The 16,677-nt window shown below is 43.2% G+C and carries 10 protein-coding genes, 1 tRNA gene and 8 pseudogenes; 16 read left to right on the top strand and 3 right to left on the bottom strand.

Annotation, left to right across the window (positions count from 1 at the left end):
- The first annotated feature begins 260 nt into the window (after positions 1 to 260).
- The 3 genes from gpt to crl all read left to right on the top strand — a co-directional run bounded on the left by gpt (position 261) and on the right by crl (position 2,522).
- The gene (gpt, locus tag OGX99_RS08835; protein ID WP_003031380.1) at positions 261 to 719 is read left to right on the top strand and encodes a xanthine phosphoribosyltransferase; all 459 of its coding nucleotides are present in this window, start codon (positions 261 to 263) and stop codon (positions 717 to 719) included.
- Positions 720 to 818: 99 nt separating this feature from the next.
- Positions 819 to 2,063, top strand: coding sequence for an esterase FrsA (gene frsA, locus OGX99_RS08830; protein ID WP_151218492.1), 1,245 nt, complete (start codon positions 819 to 821; stop codon positions 2,061 to 2,063).
- Between the two features lie 57 nt (positions 2,064 to 2,120).
- A complete protein-coding gene (gene crl / locus OGX99_RS08825; protein ID WP_286543227.1) occupies positions 2,121 to 2,522 on the top strand; it encodes a sigma factor-binding protein Crl in 402 nt (133 codons plus the stop codon).
- 119 nt (positions 2,523 to 2,641) lie between these two features.
- Here crl and phoE read toward each other — a convergent pair whose 3' ends face one another.
- On the bottom strand, positions 2,642 to 3,697 hold the full coding sequence (gene phoE / locus OGX99_RS08820) for a phosphoporin PhoE (RefSeq protein WP_151218494.1): 1,056 nt from the start codon (positions 3,695 to 3,697) through the stop codon (positions 2,642 to 2,644).
- Between the two features lie 289 nt (positions 3,698 to 3,986).
- Between phoE and proB the strand changes: the two genes are divergently transcribed.
- From proB to OGX99_RS08780, 9 genes and pseudogenes are all read left to right on the top strand, one after another.
- Positions 3,987 to 5,090, top strand: a complete 1,104-nt coding sequence (proB, locus tag OGX99_RS08815) for a glutamate 5-kinase (RefSeq protein WP_005133587.1) — start codon at positions 3,987 to 3,989, stop codon at positions 5,088 to 5,090.
- A gap of 11 nt (positions 5,091 to 5,101) precedes the next feature.
- Entirely contained in the window at positions 5,102 to 6,355 is a 1,254-nt protein-coding gene (proA, locus tag OGX99_RS08810) for a glutamate-5-semialdehyde dehydrogenase (protein ID WP_286543224.1), read from the top strand.
- A gap of 211 nt (positions 6,356 to 6,566) precedes the next feature.
- Positions 6,567 to 6,672: pseudogene (locus OGX99_RS23785) on the top strand (common pilus major fimbrillin subunit EcpA); the annotation flags it as partial.
- A gap of 52 nt (positions 6,673 to 6,724) precedes the next feature.
- Positions 6,725 to 6,916, top strand: a pseudogene (locus OGX99_RS08805) (hypothetical protein); the annotation flags it as partial.
- Between the two features lie 2 nt (positions 6,917 to 6,918).
- Positions 6,919 to 7,068 carry a hypothetical protein gene (locus OGX99_RS08800; RefSeq protein WP_286543222.1) on the top strand — a complete coding sequence of 50 codons (150 nt, stop codon included), beginning with the start codon at positions 6,919 to 6,921 and terminating at the stop codon, positions 7,066 to 7,068.
- 191 nt (positions 7,069 to 7,259) lie between these two features.
- A tRNA-Thr gene (locus OGX99_RS08795) sits at positions 7,260 to 7,335 on the top strand.
- A gap of 219 nt (positions 7,336 to 7,554) precedes the next feature.
- Positions 7,555 to 8,378, top strand: a pseudogene (locus OGX99_RS08790) (tyrosine-type recombinase/integrase); the annotation flags it as partial.
- A gap of 1,879 nt (positions 8,379 to 10,257) precedes the next feature.
- Positions 10,258 to 10,770 carry a redoxin family protein gene (locus OGX99_RS08785; protein ID WP_187252990.1) on the top strand — a complete coding sequence of 171 codons (513 nt, stop codon included), beginning with the start codon at positions 10,258 to 10,260 and terminating at the stop codon, positions 10,768 to 10,770.
- 91 nt (positions 10,771 to 10,861) lie between these two features.
- Positions 10,862 to 11,039, top strand: a pseudogene (locus OGX99_RS08780) (IS630 family transposase); the annotation flags it as partial.
- 108 nt (positions 11,040 to 11,147) lie between these two features.
- On the opposite strand, the pseudogene OGX99_RS08775 reads toward OGX99_RS08780, so the two are convergent.
- Positions 11,148 to 11,454 (bottom strand): annotated as a pseudogene (locus OGX99_RS08775) (ATP-binding protein); the annotation flags it as partial.
- On the opposite strand from OGX99_RS08775, the pseudogene OGX99_RS08770 reads away from it, so the two are divergent.
- Both OGX99_RS08770 and OGX99_RS08765 read left to right on the top strand, forming a co-directional pair.
- Positions 11,437 to 12,152, top strand: a pseudogene (locus OGX99_RS08770) (integrase core domain-containing protein); the annotation flags it as partial. The pseudogenes OGX99_RS08775 and OGX99_RS08770 sit on opposite strands and share 18 nt — an antisense overlap.
- A 24-nt stretch (positions 12,153 to 12,176) precedes the next feature.
- A pseudogene (locus tag OGX99_RS08765) lies at positions 12,177 to 12,578 on the top strand (transposase); the annotation flags it as partial.
- Positions 12,579 to 12,989: 411 nt separating this feature from the next.
- On the opposite strand, the gene OGX99_RS08760 reads toward OGX99_RS08765, so the two are convergent.
- On the bottom strand, positions 12,990 to 14,036 hold the full coding sequence (locus tag OGX99_RS08760; protein ID WP_286543218.1) for an EAL domain-containing protein: 1,047 nt from the start codon (positions 14,034 to 14,036) through the stop codon (positions 12,990 to 12,992).
- A 976-nt stretch (positions 14,037 to 15,012) separates the two neighbouring features.
- On the opposite strand from OGX99_RS08760, the gene OGX99_RS23775 reads away from it, so the two are divergent.
- A complete protein-coding gene (locus OGX99_RS23775; protein ID WP_353655334.1) occupies positions 15,013 to 15,771 on the top strand; it encodes a helix-turn-helix domain-containing protein in 759 nt (252 codons plus the stop codon).
- Between the two features lie 263 nt (positions 15,772 to 16,034).
- A pseudogene (locus tag OGX99_RS08755) lies at positions 16,035 to 16,335 on the top strand (ISNCY family transposase); the annotation flags it as partial.
- Between the last annotated feature and the right edge of the window lie 342 nt (positions 16,336 to 16,677).

The following is a 16,677-nucleotide window of genomic DNA, read 5'->3' as shown; positions in this document are numbered from 1 at the left end:
TTGAGTCTCCTTGGCGATGTCCTGCAAAACTTGCTTGCAGGCCACAGGGTTAGCAGAATTAAAAACACCACAAGTCAGGCTTGCGCGATGCGATTGAGAATACCACTTTCTCCGCCGACGGCTAGCATAAAGCATGCAAAAAGAGGCGCGGATTCCGCGAAACACTGGTTTTTAGTGCGTCAGATCTCTATAATCTCGCGCAACCTATTTCCCCCTCGAACACTTTTTAAGCCGTAGATAAACAGGCTGGGACACTTCACATGAGCGAAAAATACGTCGTCACCTGGGACATGTTGCAGATCCATGCACGTAAACTGGCAAGCCGCCTGATGCCTTCTGAACAATGGAAAGGCATTATTGCCGTTAGCCGTGGTGGTCTGGTGCCGGGCGCATTGCTGGCGCGTGAATTGGGTATTCGTCATGTCGATACCGTATGCATCTCCAGCTACGATCACGACAACCAGCGCGAACTGAAAGTGCTGAAGCGTGCCGAAGGCGACGGTGAAGGTTTTATCGTAATTGATGACCTGGTTGATACCGGTGGTACCGCCGTTGCGATCCGCGAAATGTATCCTAAAGCGCATTTCGTCACGATCTTCGCTAAGCCGGCCGGTCGTCCGCTGGTGAATGATTATGTTGTTGATATCCCTCAGGATACCTGGATTGAGCAGCCGTGGGATATGGGCGTTGTGTTTGTCCCGCCGATCTCTGGTCGCTAATCAATAACGTTTTCGACGCCTGGCAATGCCGGGCGTTGTTCTTTTTTTGCGGTGTCAGGTTACACTATGCCTTAGTGAGTATTCATGGAGGCTGCAATCATGTCACAGGCTAACCTCAGCGAAGTCCTGTTTAAACCCCGCTTCAAACACCCTGAAACGTCAACGCTGGTTCGTCGTTTTAATCGCGGCGCGCAGCCGTCCGTACAATCGGCTCTTGATGGCAAAACAGTTCCGCACTGGTATCGCATGGTGAATCGCCTGATGTGGATCTGGCGTGGCGTCGATCCGCGTGAAATTCTCGAAGTGCAGGCCCGCATCGTCATGAGTGAAGCCGAACGTACGGATAAAGAACTCTACGACACGGTCATCGGGTATCGCGGCGGGAACTGGATCTACGAGTGGGCGAAGCAGGCGATGGACTGGCAACAGAAAGCGTCTATGGAAGCGGATCCGCAGGTGAGCGGACGCCACTGGCTACATGCCTCCACGTTGTACAACATTGCCGCTTATCCCCACTTAAAAGGCGATGAGCTGGCAGAGCAGGCGCAGGCTCTGGCCAACCGTGCCTATGAAGAGGCCGCACAGCGTCTGCCGGGTACGCTGCGTGAGATGGAATTTGCCGTTACCGGCGGCGCGCCAATCACTGGCTTCCTGCATATGCCAAAAGGCGACGGTCCGTTCCCGACGGTGCTGATGTGCGGTGGCCTCGACTCTATGCAAACGGATTACTACAGTCTGTATGAGCGCTACTTTGCCCCGCGCGGTATCGCCATGCTGACGCTGGATATGCCGTCGGTCGGGTTCTCGTCAAAATGGAAACTGACCCAGGATTCCAGCCTGCTGCACCAGCACGTATTAAAAGCGTTGCCAAACGTTCCCTGGGTGGATCACACCCGCGTGGCGGCCTTCGGTTTTCGCTTTGGCGCTAACGTGGCGGTACGCCTGGCGTATCTGGAATCATCGCGTCTGAAAGCGGTGGCCTGTTTGGGGCCAGTGGTTCACGCGCTGCTTAGCGACCCGCAGCGCCAGGCAAGCGTCCCGGAAATGTATCTTGACGTTCTGGCAAGTCGTCTGGGGATGCATGACGCCTCCGATGAAGCGCTGCGTGTAGAGCTTAATCGCTATTCATTAAAAGTGCAGGGGCTGCTGGGCAGACGTTGTCCGACGCCAATGTTGTCGGGGTTCTGGAAAAACGATCCATTTAGCCCGGAAGAGGAGTCGCGTTTAATCACATCTTCATCTTCTGACGGTAAGTTGCTGGAGATTCCATTCAACCCGGTGTATCGCAATTTTGACAAAGGGCTGCAGGAAATAACCGGTTGGATCAATCAGAGATTGTGTTAAAAGTTTGCTAAATTTTATCGATTTGGTAAAACAGGTGCTTCACCTAAGGAGATCGTAATGACGTTACTGAGTGGGCATCCGAAAAGTAGATTGATCAAGAAATTCACCGCGCTGGGTCCGTATATCCGCGAAGGACAGTGCGAAGATAATCGATTTTTCTTCGATTGTCTGGCTGTTTGCGTCAACGTGAAACCCGCCCCCGAGAAACGCGAGTTCTGGGGCTGGTGGATGGAACTGGAAGCGCAGGAAAAACGCTTTACCTACAGCTATCATTTTGGTTTGTTTGATAAAGATGGTAACTGGACTGCGGTGCCAGTGAAAGAGACCGAAGTGGTCGAGCGACTGGAATACACCTTGCGTGAGTTTCATGAAAAATTACATGGATTGTTAACGTCGCTGAATCTGGCGCTGGAGCCTGCTGATGATTTTAAGGATGAACCGGTTAAATTAACGGCATAACGAACAGCAAAATGCCGGATGGCGGCGCAACCCCATCCGGCATTTTTTATGCTAGACCCTAAATAATTCGCGTTGCAGGAAGGCCAACGCACATGCAGCTTGAAGTATGAAGGGTATAATCAAAACTGGTAGGTCATACCGACGGCAACGATATTATCGTCATTGATACCCAGCTTATTATCGCTATCAAGCTGGTTGATTTTATAATCAACAAACGCAGACATATTTTTGTTGAAATAGTACGTTGCACCCACGTCGATATAATTCACCAGGTCCTCATTCCCAACGCCTTCAATATCTTTACCTTTCGACAGCACATAACCCAGTGACGGACGCAGACCAAAGTCAAATTGGTACTGAACAACCGCCTCGAAGTTTTGTGTTTTATTGGCAAAGCCGCCGGAAATTGGCGTCATATTGCGTGTTTCGGAGTACATGGTCGCAATATAAATATCGTTAGCATCATATTTTAAACCGGTCGCCCAGGCTTCTGCCTTATCGCCCGTACCGCGCGATTGCAGATTCTGCTGGTTGGTACGATCGGAGTTGGTATACGCGCCGCTTACCGCGAAATCACTTCCGCCAAAGTCATAGGTCACGGAAGTACCAAAACCGTCTCCGTTCTGTTTTTTCACATCGCGGTCCTGGTTTTTACCCTGATACTGCAAGGTGAGATCCAGGCCATCCACAACACCGAAGAAGTCAGTGTTGCGGTAGGTCGCCAGGCCGCTGGCGCGTTTGGTCATAAAGTTATCGGTTTGCGCAGAGGAGTCGCCGCCGAATTCCGGGAACATATCGGTCCATGCTTCCACGTCGTACAACGCGCCCAGGTTACGACCATAATCAAATGAGCCAAGATTTTTTAATTTCAGACCAGCAAAAGCCAAACGCGTTTTTTGCTGGTTGGAGTCACTTTCGGCTTTATTACCGGCAAACTCCGCTTCCCAACGGCCATATCCCGTCAGTTCATCGTTAATTTGCGTTTCACCTTTAAAACCTAAACGGACATAGCTCTGGTCGCCGTCTTTGCTGTCATAATCCGTCATGTAATGCATGGCTTTTACTTTGCCATAGAGATCCAGTTTATTGCCGTTCTTGTTATACACTTCCGCTGCCTGTACGGATGCCGACGCAACAATTCCCATCACCACTAATGCCAGAGTGCTCTTTTTCATTTTCATTCCTGATTAAAAAGTACGCGCTAATATTTACTGGGTGTGATCCCCGCTAAAAGACAGGAAGGTTTTTAACGTCTGGCAATGAACGTTTTATGACAAAGTAAGAATAATTTTAAAAAAGGATGTTTTTTTGTTTCTGTAATAAAGGCGTCAAAATCAGCCGCTACGCTTGCTGATCCTGCGCAATAAAATTTCATGCTTTGTACGCTGGTTGTTGGCAACCGGGGCCAGTCCTGCTAAAACGTTCGTTTGATATCATTTCCCCAATTTTGAATGGCAGAGAATCATGAGTGACAGCCAGACGCTGGTGGTAAAACTAGGCACCAGTGTGTTAACGGGCGGATCGCGCCGCCTGAACCGCGCCCATATCGTAGAACTGGTTCGCCAGTGCGCGCAGCTCCATGCCGCAGGGCATCGTATTGTTATCGTTACTTCGGGCGCGATTGCTGCCGGACGTGAGCATCTTGGTTACCCTGAGCTCCCGGCAACGATAGCTTCGAAACAGCTGTTGGCGGCGGTAGGGCAGAGCCGATTGATTCAACTGTGGGAACAGCTGTTCTCGATATACGGTATTCATATCGGGCAGATGCTGCTAACGCGTGCGGATATGGAAGACAGAGAGCGCTTCCTCAATGCCCGCGATACGCTGCGCGCGCTGCTCGATAACAACATCGTTCCGGTCATTAATGAGAACGATGCGGTGGCTACCGCCGAAATTAAAGTGGGTGACAACGACAACCTTTCGGCGCTGGCAGCGATTCTGGCCGGGGCCGATAAGCTGCTGTTGCTGACCGATCAGCAGGGACTGTTCACCGCCGATCCGCGTACTAATCCGCAGGCGGAGCTGATCAAAGACGTGCACGGTATTGATGATGCGCTGCGCGCTATTGCCGGGGACAGCGTCTCTGGCCTGGGAACCGGCGGCATGGGGACTAAACTACAGGCCGCCGATGTCGCGTGCCGCGCCGGGATCGACACCATTATTGCCGCAGGCAGCAAGCCAGGCGTGATTGGCGACGTGATGGAAGGCGTTTCCGTTGGGACGCGTTTTCATGCTCAGGCTTCTCCGTTGGAAAATCGTAAACGCTGGATTTTCGGCGCGCCGCCTGCCGGTGAAATTACCGTCGATGAAGGCGCAACAGGAGCTATTCTGGAGCGCGGCAGCTCGTTGCTGCCAAAAGGTATTAAAAGCGTGACAGGTAACTTCTCTCGTGGTGAAGTGATCCGCATCTGCAATCTGGAAGGGCGCGATATTGCCCACGGCGTAACCCGCTATAACAGCGACGCGCTGCGCCGTATTGCCGGACACCACTCACAACAGATTGATACCATCCTGGGCTATGAATACGGCCCGGTTGCTGTCCATCGTGATGACATGATTACCCGTTAAGGAACAGGCATATGCTGGAAAAAATGGGCATTGCTGCCAAAGCCGCGTCATACAAGTTGGCGCTGCTCTCCAGTCGCGAAAAAAATCGCGTACTGGAAACAATCGCTGATGAGCTGGAAGCACAAACCGAAAGCATCCTCAGCGCAAATGTACAAGATGTTGAGCAGGCGCGAGCCAACGGCCTGAGCGATGCGATGCTCGACCGCCTGACCCTGACGCCGGCGCGTCTGAAAGCGATTGCTGACGATGTGCGCCAGGTGTGTCATCTCGCCGATCCGGTCGGGCAGGTGATTGACGGCGGTCTGCTGGACAGCGGCCTGCGTCTGGAGCGTCGTCGTGTCCCGCTGGGTGTGATTGGCGTGATTTATGAAGCGCGTCCAAACGTCACCGTCGACGTGGCTTCCCTGTGCCTGAAAACCGGCAATGCGGCGATCCTGCGCGGAGGAAAAGAGACGTACCGGACGAATGCCGCAACCGTGGCGGTGATCCAAAAGGCGCTGGAAGCCTGCGGTTTACCCGCCGCAGCCGTGCAGTCGATAGACAACCCGGACCGCGCACTGGTCGCTGAAATGCTGCGTATGGATAAGTACATCGACATGCTGATCCCTCGCGGTGGCGCGGGTCTGCACAAGTTATGTCGTGAGCAGTCGACCATTCCGGTGATCACCGGTGGTATTGGCGTATGTCATATCTATGTAGATGACACTGCAGAGATCGCCCCTGCGCTGAAGATTATCGTCAACGCCAAAACCCAGCGTCCGAGCACCTGTAACACTGTAGAAACTCTGTTAGTGCATCAGGACATCGCGCCACGTTTTCTGCCTGCACTGAGCGAGCAGATGGCGCAAAGTGGCGTCACGCTGCATGCCGATGAGATGTCGCTGGCTACATTGCAGTCAGGGCCCGCTAACGTGGTCGCGGTGAAAGCCGAAGAGTATGACGACGAGTTTCTGTCGCTGGATTTGAATGTGAAAGTCGTTACTGACCTGGACGATGCCATCGCCCACATTCGCGAGCATGGGACCCAACATTCCGATGCGATCCTGACGCGCACGCTGCGTAACGCCGATCGTTTCGTGAATGAAGTAGACTCTTCTGCCGTGTACGTTAACGCTTCTACGCGTTTCACCGATGGCGGCCAGTTCGGATTGGGTGCGGAAGTAGCGGTAAGTACGCAAAAACTGCACGCGCGTGGTCCAATGGGGCTGGAAGCACTGACCACATATAAGTGGGTTGGCTTCGGCGACGACACGATCCGAGCGTAATTGAAACCGGGTGATGCACAAGCAGGCGTTGATGCGCAAGGTTAATGCATCTCCCGGTTAGTTTTATCTGTTGCTTCTGGTACGTGGTTGTTTTCCGTTCTGCAATTTATTAATCATCTTTGCTCTCCTTCGTCGCGTCAGAAGTCTGCATATCGCAGAATTTTCCGTGCCCACATGAATTTTCCTGGACCGCAATTCACGTCTTGTTCCTGATGGTAGTACACCGGTCACAGATTACTCCGCGTCTGCCAGACGGCTACTGGACTGGGGATGTAAAAATACAGTTCAATGCAATCTGGACGACTCCGTCTGCCTAAGAAATAAAAATTCAGGAGATTTTTTTCTCCAGAATTTATCAGGAATGATGTCATGAATAAATATTTACCGGCAGCGATGTTGGTAGGATTAGTAACATCTTTTTCCGGCTGGGCAATTAATGTTGGTGATATCACGTCGATAATGACTTTGGCTGAGAGTTCATTATCGAAAAAAATTACCAAGACAACAGATTCGGCACGTTATTTCAGCGTTTCGGTTAAACAATTGTCATCATCTTTGGCGCAGTGAGTATCGTAATCAGTGCATTGCTGGCTGGTGTCAGTCTGGTTGGGGGACTGGTTGTATCATTGATTATGCTGGCGGTTGCCAGATTGCATATTGATTTTGAAGAGGAGCAACTGCGGATACATTTGGGGCTGGAATGGGAACGCTAAGAGTAGCGTGTTTGACGCTGGTTATAGAATTACCCGACCGTGTACAAGCTTTCCTGTGACGACATGATTCGTGCCTAATTGATACCGGATGATGCAAAAATAGGCGTTTGATTAGCAAGGCCATTGACGCGTCGCCCGGTTAGTTTTAACCTTCTACCCGTGCTCACATTCGTGGACATGTCCTTTTCAGGGCCGATATAGCTCAGTTGGTAGAGCAGCGCATTCGTAATGCGAAGGTCGTAGGTTCGACTCCTATTATCGGCACCATCTCAATTTCCTCAAACGTCCGTATTAGTCCATAAAATCTTTGACTTATAACGTTTTTTATTTTTTTAAGTCCATAGTAGTCCGTAACCATCCAATAGAATCCGGTACTGAATGTGTATAGGATTGTGTATATGTTCCTGTTCGGTCTGGATTCCTATACACATGCCTTTCAAGGATATGCAGATTCGCCGCGCTAAGCCTGAAGCTAAAGCCTAATTACCTGGAGATGGTCAGCAGCTAGTCAACGACATTAAACCCCTTGTTCTGCCGAATGTGCTACGTCGCATGGAAAGTCGTGGCGCGACCGAAAAGGTCAGGAAGGTTCGCCAGCGCTGCAGCGGATTTTTCGTTACGCCATCGTTTCCGGCCGTGCGGAATACAACCCTGCTGCGGACCTTACCAGTGCGATGTCAGGGCATGAGTCGAAGCATTATCCCTTCCTTACCGTTGAAGCGTTACCAAACTTCTTTAAGGCCCTATCCAGCTATACAGGAAGCCCGCTAGTTGTTCTTGCCTCATGTGCTGATCCTTACGGGAGTTCGTACTGGCGAGCTTCGAGGTGCTTTCTGTAGTGAGTTAGATCTTGAGAAAGCGGTGTGGGAAATTCCTGCCGAGCGAATGAAGATGAAACAGCCTCACCTTATCCCCCTTTCTACCCAAGCGCTGGAGATCATACAGCAGCTCAAAGTGATGTCTGGGTAATTTCCTCTGGTGTTTTCTGGGTGTAATGATCCTCGCAAACCGAGGAACGAAGCGAGTATTAATCAGGTGTTCAAGCGGATTGGGTATACGGGAAAGGCTACTGGACATGGTTTTAGGCACACTATGAGTACAATTTTGCATGAGGAAGGGTTCAATACGGCTCGGATTGAGACTCAGTTGGCTCCCGTCTATAAAACTCAATTCGCGGGACGGATAACCATCCTCAATATCTGGAAGGGAGGAGGCAAATGATGCAGTGGTATGCAAAGTTTATAGAAAATGAATTTAGAGTGTGTCCCATAGCAATTCCTTGTCTAGCACAGCACCATTACAAGGATTAAAGAACATTCATAAAAAGAGACTTTTTAGTTGCAAATGGCTTTTTACAATCTATCTTTATTTTCTATCTACGTATTTGAATAGATTAATGAACTCTTACAAAAGTTCAGGGCCGTATTCGGTCTTATTAAAGAGAAGTGTTTTATGTTTGTAAAGAAATATATTTAGTTAGTATTAAGTTATGAAACTAACTCGTTATTTACATCCCATGATGTAGTATCTATTTGTAATTGGTTATATATAGACTCATCTATAGCAAAAAATAATAGATGATAAGGTCTTGAAAATCCCGCACACATCATCTTCACGTGACGTTCAATTAACACTATTCTCGCTTGAAAAGTTTTTTATTTTCTTGGTTTTATAGTTGAAATTTCTATATTATTAATATCCTTTTTAAGGTTTTTAATTATATCAATAAAACTATCTCCATTTAAACAATTTCATAACAAATTGTTCGTGTTTTTTTGAAATGACTTATTAAGTATAATATTGCGGAATGTGCCTGTCCCTCAACAGAGTGAACTGTATTTGGATAGTGTTCTGAAATTTTTTAGTATGTGCGTCTTTAATATCTGGAGTCGCGGTTATTTTTTGTATAAACTGCACTTCTTTATTAAAAATTTCGAGGATGAAAATCTTTAATTTCGGATTCATGAATGGAATGCGGAATTATTAAATGAATCATTCATTCTACTTAAGTATTTCTCTACTCTATTACTCAACTGCACGGATGAGTAACGTTTTGATGTTATTATGCCACGTGCTTCTAATTTATTTAATTTCATAAGCTATGGCTTTAATACCTGACAAGTTACCTTCTGAAAGAAGATGTTGAGCATTTTATACTTTTCTGATTGAATGCGCCTTGCATAATCTCTACTCAGGTTGTTCTGCTCCATTCCTTAGGAGTTGTAAATTCTTTACCCCTGTATGCTTCTAATGCTTTTATCAGTTATATCATCCCTTTACTAAAATTAAAATCTTGTTTAGAAAAAATGCGGCCATAAGCCGCATAAGTAAAAATATAAACAAGAGAAAAATAAACGCAACAACGTATAGATGAAACTCAGTACTCTGAGTTCTCGTTCAAGGTAGATGATAAAAATGAAACCATCAACATAAAATAAACTTAAATGCCAATTTATGACAAGGAAAGATCTAAAAGTTACACCGCATTACAATAGTTCCGGGCGCAGATCTTGTCAGAACGTTAATTATATCTTAATTTAATAGAACTATTGTAACTATGACTAAATTATGATGGATTCTAAAGTATAACAGTAATATTAGCCAATGCCATGAAACACTAGCCATATGAGTCTCTCTAGTTTCAAACAAAGGTAGTCCATAGATATGAATGTGGCTTCAAAAATGCCTATCTTTCTTCAGGCTTCTCTGGAGTGAGTACCAACTTCTGCCTATTTCATGGTAAGCGCGATCTATTCTTCAGTATAACGGGTCTTTTTCATGGCGATATGCCTCTCTTTGATATATGAGAAAGACCGGAGGTTTCAGTTTATCAAGGCACCGTTTTCAGGGAGGAAATGACAACTGCTACCTACCCGGGTTAACCCGTAATGATAATCAATGTGAATGAACACCAGAATAGCTAGAGGCCCAATAATGATTAGTTATAGTGTACATTTTTATATTGGTTACAGGATACAGAAATATTTGCGCAAATGTTTTATTTTAATGCCTGTTTGTTCTATTTCTGATATTGCTATTTTATCAGTATATATTTAATCTCACAGAGCTATCAAAGTGAATATAGGTTATCTATAAGTTATACTTCAAACACCTAATTTTAGTATTTAGCGATAGAAAGTTGAGAGTGCGTTTAAGTAATTACTTTTTTATATAAGGTAGAGGTAAGACATGGAATTTAAAAAATCCACAGAAAATTTGATGTTAGGTGAAGATTATTGTGTATGGTTTGCTGATATGCGTCTCACTCTTGATAAAGGTATCATGCGTAAGGGAGGGGTACTGCCACCAAGCATCAGTTTAGTAAATACTGCACTTGAGAAAGTATCATTTAAGATGGGGAAAAAAAAGACGATCCTAACAGTTCCGTCTCTAGATACACCTGTTTGTGAGCATCAAATAAAATCATTAAGTAATGATCTCAGAATAAATGGTGATGATGAAAATCATGAATGGTTTGTTGTAAGTGTTGATACTCCATTTGCACAAACTAGATTTATTAATGAAAATAATATTGATAAAAGTATTGTTTTTCTATCTGATTATTCTGACCATCGATTCATGTCTGATTCGGGATTGAGGATCATAGAACTAAACATTTATGCTCGCGCAGTAATTACATGTGACGAAAATAATGTAATCTTAGACGCTTTTATTCCAAAGGACATTACAACACTCCCATAATATTTTATAGCCCTTTCTTTTATAAAAAAGGGCTTTTAAAAACTATATAAATTAACTTGTTAATTCACTTTTCTTGTTCTGTTCGCCGCCGATATCCTCTGCAGAGCTTGTTTGGCGCAGGGTTGCGTCAACTCTGCATATCCGTGCCCCACATAAAACACGAAAAGATGGCAGCAATCCATAAAGCCCCGGAAAAAGGTAGCTCAGAATATCCAGTTTTTTATGAATATGAAGTGGATATACATCTTAATCCCAGAGTAGATGCGGACTAGCAACTTCACGTACAACAAAAACGTGTGGTAATGTAAGTATCCCGCATAATGTCACGGCCAAGATTGTTGGCCGTTTTCGCCATTTTTAATATCCGCTATTGGTCATTAATGTTGTCCGCTCTCCGCCATTTCATCATCACTCATAGGCGTGGAGTTTTTTCCAGCACTCCAGCTTTGCGTTTTTCCCTTAACCGGTAGCATTCTCATTTGATGTTCAGTGTGGTTGAGTAGTGTAGCACCGATCCAGGATTGCCGTTGCCAGCATGATATCGCCGAACATCTCTCCCCAGTCGGTAAACCCAGTATTTGACGTCAGCACGATGCTCGCTTTCTCATATCTACGGTGCAGCAACCAGAAGGACAGACTGGCTTCCTCGCGGGTCATCTGCAGATAGCCTGTCTCATCCAGCATTTGGGCAGAACGATTTACTATTGCCGTACGGATAACACGTGTGATGACCCCGTAATTGTTGCCTTGCAGGAAGTGGCAGAGCGATATCCACGACACACTTTTCCAAAACTTTTCCAAGTTTTGTAGCATCAGGGATACCCGTGGAATCGCAAAAGGATCCATCGTATTTATTGTCTGCTGAAACTGAATTTTCGCCGTAAGGGCAAACAGCGTTTGCCGGTGCGTAATCCCTCGCCACTGGCCACACCGGAAGCGCTGAACCAGAGCTGGTCAGTCGATTTCATGCATGATGCCTTGGTCTGTGGGCGTCGTTTTCGCACGTTCAATGTCGTTGATGACTTTAACCGTGAGGCGTTGTCGATTGAAATCGATCTGAATCTGCCAGCTCTACGCATGGTCCGGAATTTATCTCACTTGCACTGGCTGAATGGGCAGAGCAACATGCAGTAAAACTGGAGTTTATCCAGCCGGGTAAGCCGACGCAGAACGCTTTTATTGAGCGCTTTAACCGAACATACCGTAAAGAAATACTCGATTTTTATCTATTCAGAACGCTGAATGAAGTGCGGGAAATCACGGAAAGATGGGGGTCAGAATATAACTGTGAACGCCCTCATGAATCACTGAACAATATGACGCCGGAGGAGTCTCGACAGCACCATTATTTGGCCGGGATCTCAAAAAATTCATGGAACTAAAACGGGGCCTTTTACAGTAACGACGGGACAGATGAAAAATACTATCTGGTGGGTGAATTGAGCAGCGGAACGGGACCCTTCAGTTATATGGCGGGTAACAGCAAAAGCTCAGTCATTTTTATCAGCCTATTAAATCACTTTAATTTGACGTACCGATTAGCAAAAACGATAACACTCATTGTGGACAATTACATTATCCACAAAAGCAAAGAAACACAGCGCAGGTTAAATATTTAGGATGATTTTTCAGATGATTTACTCTCTATGTGTAAATGATGTTGAGAGACTATGGCAGGAGCTTCATGACACGATAACGCGCAATCATCAGTGACGTTCTATGTACCAACTGTTGAGAACGGTTCATCATTTTATGGAAACAGCCAGCCCACTCTCCTCAAAGATAAACATGGTCTGGCAAAAGCATAGCGGTATTCGGCATAGCTATTTAGATGACAGCTATAACGTCAGTGATTATGTTTAATAACAGTAATAACTCATCGCAGATGGCCATTCCTAATTACCACTCAATGATACTTAGTAATACAAAGTATCATTATGATTAATTTATGGAGTAATGTTTATTATAGCATTCCACTTTTGACGTGAGTATTTTATCGCATATAGCACTTTCAATGTTTTATCTGTTTTTTTATTGATGGTATATAATGCATTTTCGATAGGATAAAGCAAGTCTGTTTTTCGATTTGCGCTGTTGTTGAAACTTTAACTATCATTCTTAAAGATGTAGAATAAATAATCAGGGCGTATCTATCTCGGTAACTTAGTCTAACTGATGTTTCAACATACCATAACATACTATTCTCTCTATATATAAAATCAAAGAACAGATGCTAATACATGAAGATAATTGATAAAGTCCGCATCATTTTTTACACCTATTTTTTTATAAGCGTTTTTTTTATGTGCCCATATGGTTTTATAACTTCTATGCTTAATTCTTGATATTGTATTTACACTGACCCCCTTAGATATAAAGGTTAAAACTTCCTTTTCTCGACCGGATAAATTAAATTCATTTGCGCACTTAACTAATAAAGATTGTGGGAATTTAAAATTAGAATTATGTTTCTCTGTACAAGGCATAGAGTTATCAATTTGGTTATATAAACTAAACTTTTTATTTAAATAAATCGCAAGGTCGCTCGAGTTTATTGGATGGCTAAAGTAATAGCCTTGCTGAAAATTAATTCCTTTGTTTACAAGATAGTGAGATTGCTTAGCTGATTCGACTCCCTCAGCTACAAGCTGAATACTGGCATGCAGAGATAAGTTAATAATGCTATCAATGATAGCACTGTCTATTTTACTATTAGGTAACTGATCTATAAAATCTTTAGGTATTTTTATTATATCCACAGGTAACATTTTAACCAGTATAATATTTGAATATCCAGTTCCAAAATCATCAAGAGCAATTTGAATGTTTTTATTATTCAATCTAGACAAGCCAGATTTAATTGAGTCGTTATTGATTGAAAGAGAAGTATGCTCAGTTATTTCAAGTATTAATTTTAAATTATTATTACAGGCTCGAAGAAAATCATCGCAAACTATTGATAACCAATCTTCAGAAAGAAGATTTGCTGGAATGTTAAAGCTTAATTTAAAATCATGAGGGAAAGGAATGTCTTTAAGAAGTAAAATAACTTTATCAAACATAATCCTGGTTATTTCTTTTTGCTCGACATAAGTCGCCAATAACGTTGGGAAAATACTTGCAAAAGAATGTTCAGTACTTACCAGTCTAGCCAAAACCTCTACACCTATGCATCTATCATTATTAATATCAATTATCGGTTGGAAATAGGGTTCAAATGATTCTGAGTTAAGAACATGACATTCATCATACTGTTTATTTTTCATGTGCATCCTACTTTATATATCCTAGAAATGGTGTTTTAATATATTTTTACATAGTATCATGTCGTAAATATTTAGGATAAAAACATTTGGCATTTAAGTGTTATATTTAGATGGATTTTAACCTATATATCCTTACATGTTTCATCTCCTACGGTTGCGATAGCCTTCTGCATTTATGCTCCTGTGGTGAACGATATCCCATCGCGCTGCGCGGATGAGGTTCGTTGTAATAATTGAAAGCTAACACTACCCGGATGTCCGATTTGGCGTAAGGCTTAGCTTCTACTGTCTTTTTGCCCAGAAGACGCTGGGGCTCGCGGATTTACTTATTGGTCGCAGCAAGTTCATAGGTGGGTACAACCTCTTCGCTCGATGCAACGGCGGTCAGAGATCCGCCCTAATACTGCCTGCGTCATTTGAAGATTTAGCTAGCATTGATACCATACAGATGGGTTACTTGAGACACCGTCATATCGGGCGCCATAATCTACTGAATAATGGCTGTTTTTTTATTCAGTGTATAGAGTCGACGCCGCTCAGGTCATGATAACACTTCAACCGTCTAATCATTTTGACTGATGTTTAATATAAAGCTAAGTCCCTCTCTTATTTTTAGAGAGGCGAAGTGTCTGGTGATTTACGTGACCAGTCTAAAATGCATTTACCTTATTATATTAAGACATGATTTATACCACTTTTAGTTATTTAAATTTAAGAATTAGGTAGTTTATTCTATTGCTATTAATTGCAGTATATTTATCTGATATTTACATTTTTCAAAAAAAATCATGGTATGATAACTACATGTTGAAACACATTGTTTTTATTGTTTTATTATTATCAACAAGAGTTGATTGAAATGTAATTTAATTTACGAACTATGCTTGTTGATGTTTTATTCATTAATTACATTGTTGTTAAGACATTCAACTTCAGTTTTAATAATTTAAAAGCAAATAACAAGTTGGATTAGAAAATGATTTTTTATACAAAAAAAACGTGTGCGATAGTATTAACTGAGGAATCAACTAAAGTAAGAGTCAATGATTTACAGCCTATAACGATACCTGAGGGGCATCTGGTATTTCTGTCAGGAAGGGAGCATGTAGAATTTTCATCATTAAATACAAAACTTGTTACTCACATTGGTCATGATGTGATTGTAGATTATCTAAACTCAATCAAGTGCGATTCTATTGGCTTTAAACATAGAGTGAATAAGCCTCCTTTGCCACCAGTGTTCGTTTGTTATAATCGAACACCAGAAATATTCAAGACTGCGTCGCAATACAGTTCAGCAGAAATAGTTGACTTTTGTGAATCACAGCGCATGCGCTTTCTCCTTTTTACATTATTATCTAATTTTCTTACTAATTCTGAATTCCTATTATATTTGATAGATATAAATCGAATACGTGTAAGTGATAGAGTTCGCCAACTACTGAATAGTGATTTGAAGTTTGAATGGAATTTAAATATAGTTGCAAAGTCACTATATTTAAGCAGTAGTATTTTAAAGAAGAAGTTAAAATCTGAGAAAGTCAGTTATGGTAAAATATTAACTAATTGTAGAATGCATCATGCAGCGAAGCTCTTGCGGACTAGTGAACTGAATATAAATCAAATATCAGAACTATGTGGTTACCATAATCCATCATATTTCATATCTGTCTTTAAGTGTTTTTATGGAGTTACTCCTTGTAGATTTCTTAAAAACATAAGTAATAAAATATAAATGCCGTGACTTAACTTTCTGCATCACATCAAAAAATAAATATGGCATATTATATGAATGACATATCATATCCCGGAAAGACATATTGATGATTTCGATGTTCACCATCTTCTGGATAATGATGAGAATTTGCAGGCTATGTTTACTTGGCTGGTCCAGCATAAATTCTAAAAAGCTGACACCATATAATCTTTATCCTTTTGAAGACAAAGAAAATCATCATTTTCTGAGAAAAGATCTTCATATCTGGCAGTATCTGGATTGTCCGGTCACTTATAGTTAAAGTCGGTCTATGGGGCCCCGCAAGTAACGAGCACCAAAAATTCAGCAGCCACGCTATCGCCGTGCCTGCTGCGATGAACTGATCCAGATTGTAGTAACCACTATTGGTTGAGAACCGCGCTCCCGCTTATACTGATCTGGTCTACGTTGACGATACAACTCGAATTTGTGAAATCGGAATCAACCTTCACTTACTTTGAAACCACCCGGTCCGATCTGGAAAAGCACTATAAAGCACTGGCGTTGTATAGCAACAAAGCCAGTGCCTTCAGAATCAATAATATAATAATAGGGATTGCCTGCCAATCCAAATTTTTCCGTGAAGCAGTCATTAAGGATATATTCCCTATATCACACTGCACTATTGGAGCCTGTTCTGCTGTATTATCAGCACTTATGACAATCGCAATGTCATCATCTTAACAGATACAGTTACCCTCTTAATGTCTTTAAGTTATATATCAACTAATCCAAGTTAAACAAGGGATTAATAATGAAAATTAATTTCTTCAAATATACCTCTAAATCGCGATTTATCATTGGTTTTTTATAATAAGTTACTGATGTATTTGATGCGAGTGAGAAAACAATAAATTAAATGCGTCTTCATAAAAATATTGAAAG

This window comes from Citrobacter sp. Cu096 (assembly GCF_030332285.1).
Lineage (GTDB): Bacteria > Pseudomonadota > Gammaproteobacteria > Enterobacterales > Enterobacteriaceae > Citrobacter > Citrobacter meridianamericanus.
This window is presented reverse-complemented; position numbering and strand designations above follow the sequence as displayed.

Coding starts and splice junctions, on each gene's coding strand:
- proA (WP_286543224.1), top strand. CDS start 5,102: ATGCTGGAAAAAATGGGCATTGCTGCCAAAGCCGCGTCATACAAGTTG.
- proB (WP_005133587.1), top strand. CDS start 3,987: ATGAGTGACAGCCAGACGCTGGTGGTAAAACTAGGCACCAGTGTGTTA.
- phoE (WP_151218494.1), bottom strand. CDS start 3,697: ATGAAAAAGAGCACTCTGGCATTAGTGGTGATGGGAATTGTTGCGTCG.
- frsA (WP_151218492.1), top strand. CDS start 819: ATGTCACAGGCTAACCTCAGCGAAGTCCTGTTTAAACCCCGCTTCAAA.
- gpt (WP_003031380.1), top strand. CDS start 261: ATGAGCGAAAAATACGTCGTCACCTGGGACATGTTGCAGATCCATGCA.
- OGX99_RS08760 (WP_286543218.1), bottom strand. CDS start 14,036: ATGAAAAATAAACAGTATGATGAATGTCATGTTCTTAACTCAGAATCA.
- OGX99_RS08785 (WP_187252990.1), top strand. CDS start 10,258: ATGGAATTTAAAAAATCCACAGAAAATTTGATGTTAGGTGAAGATTAT.
- OGX99_RS23775 (WP_353655334.1), top strand. CDS start 15,013: ATGATTTTTTATACAAAAAAAACGTGTGCGATAGTATTAACTGAGGAA.
- crl (WP_286543227.1), top strand. CDS start 2,121: ATGACGTTACTGAGTGGGCATCCGAAAAGTAGATTGATCAAGAAATTC.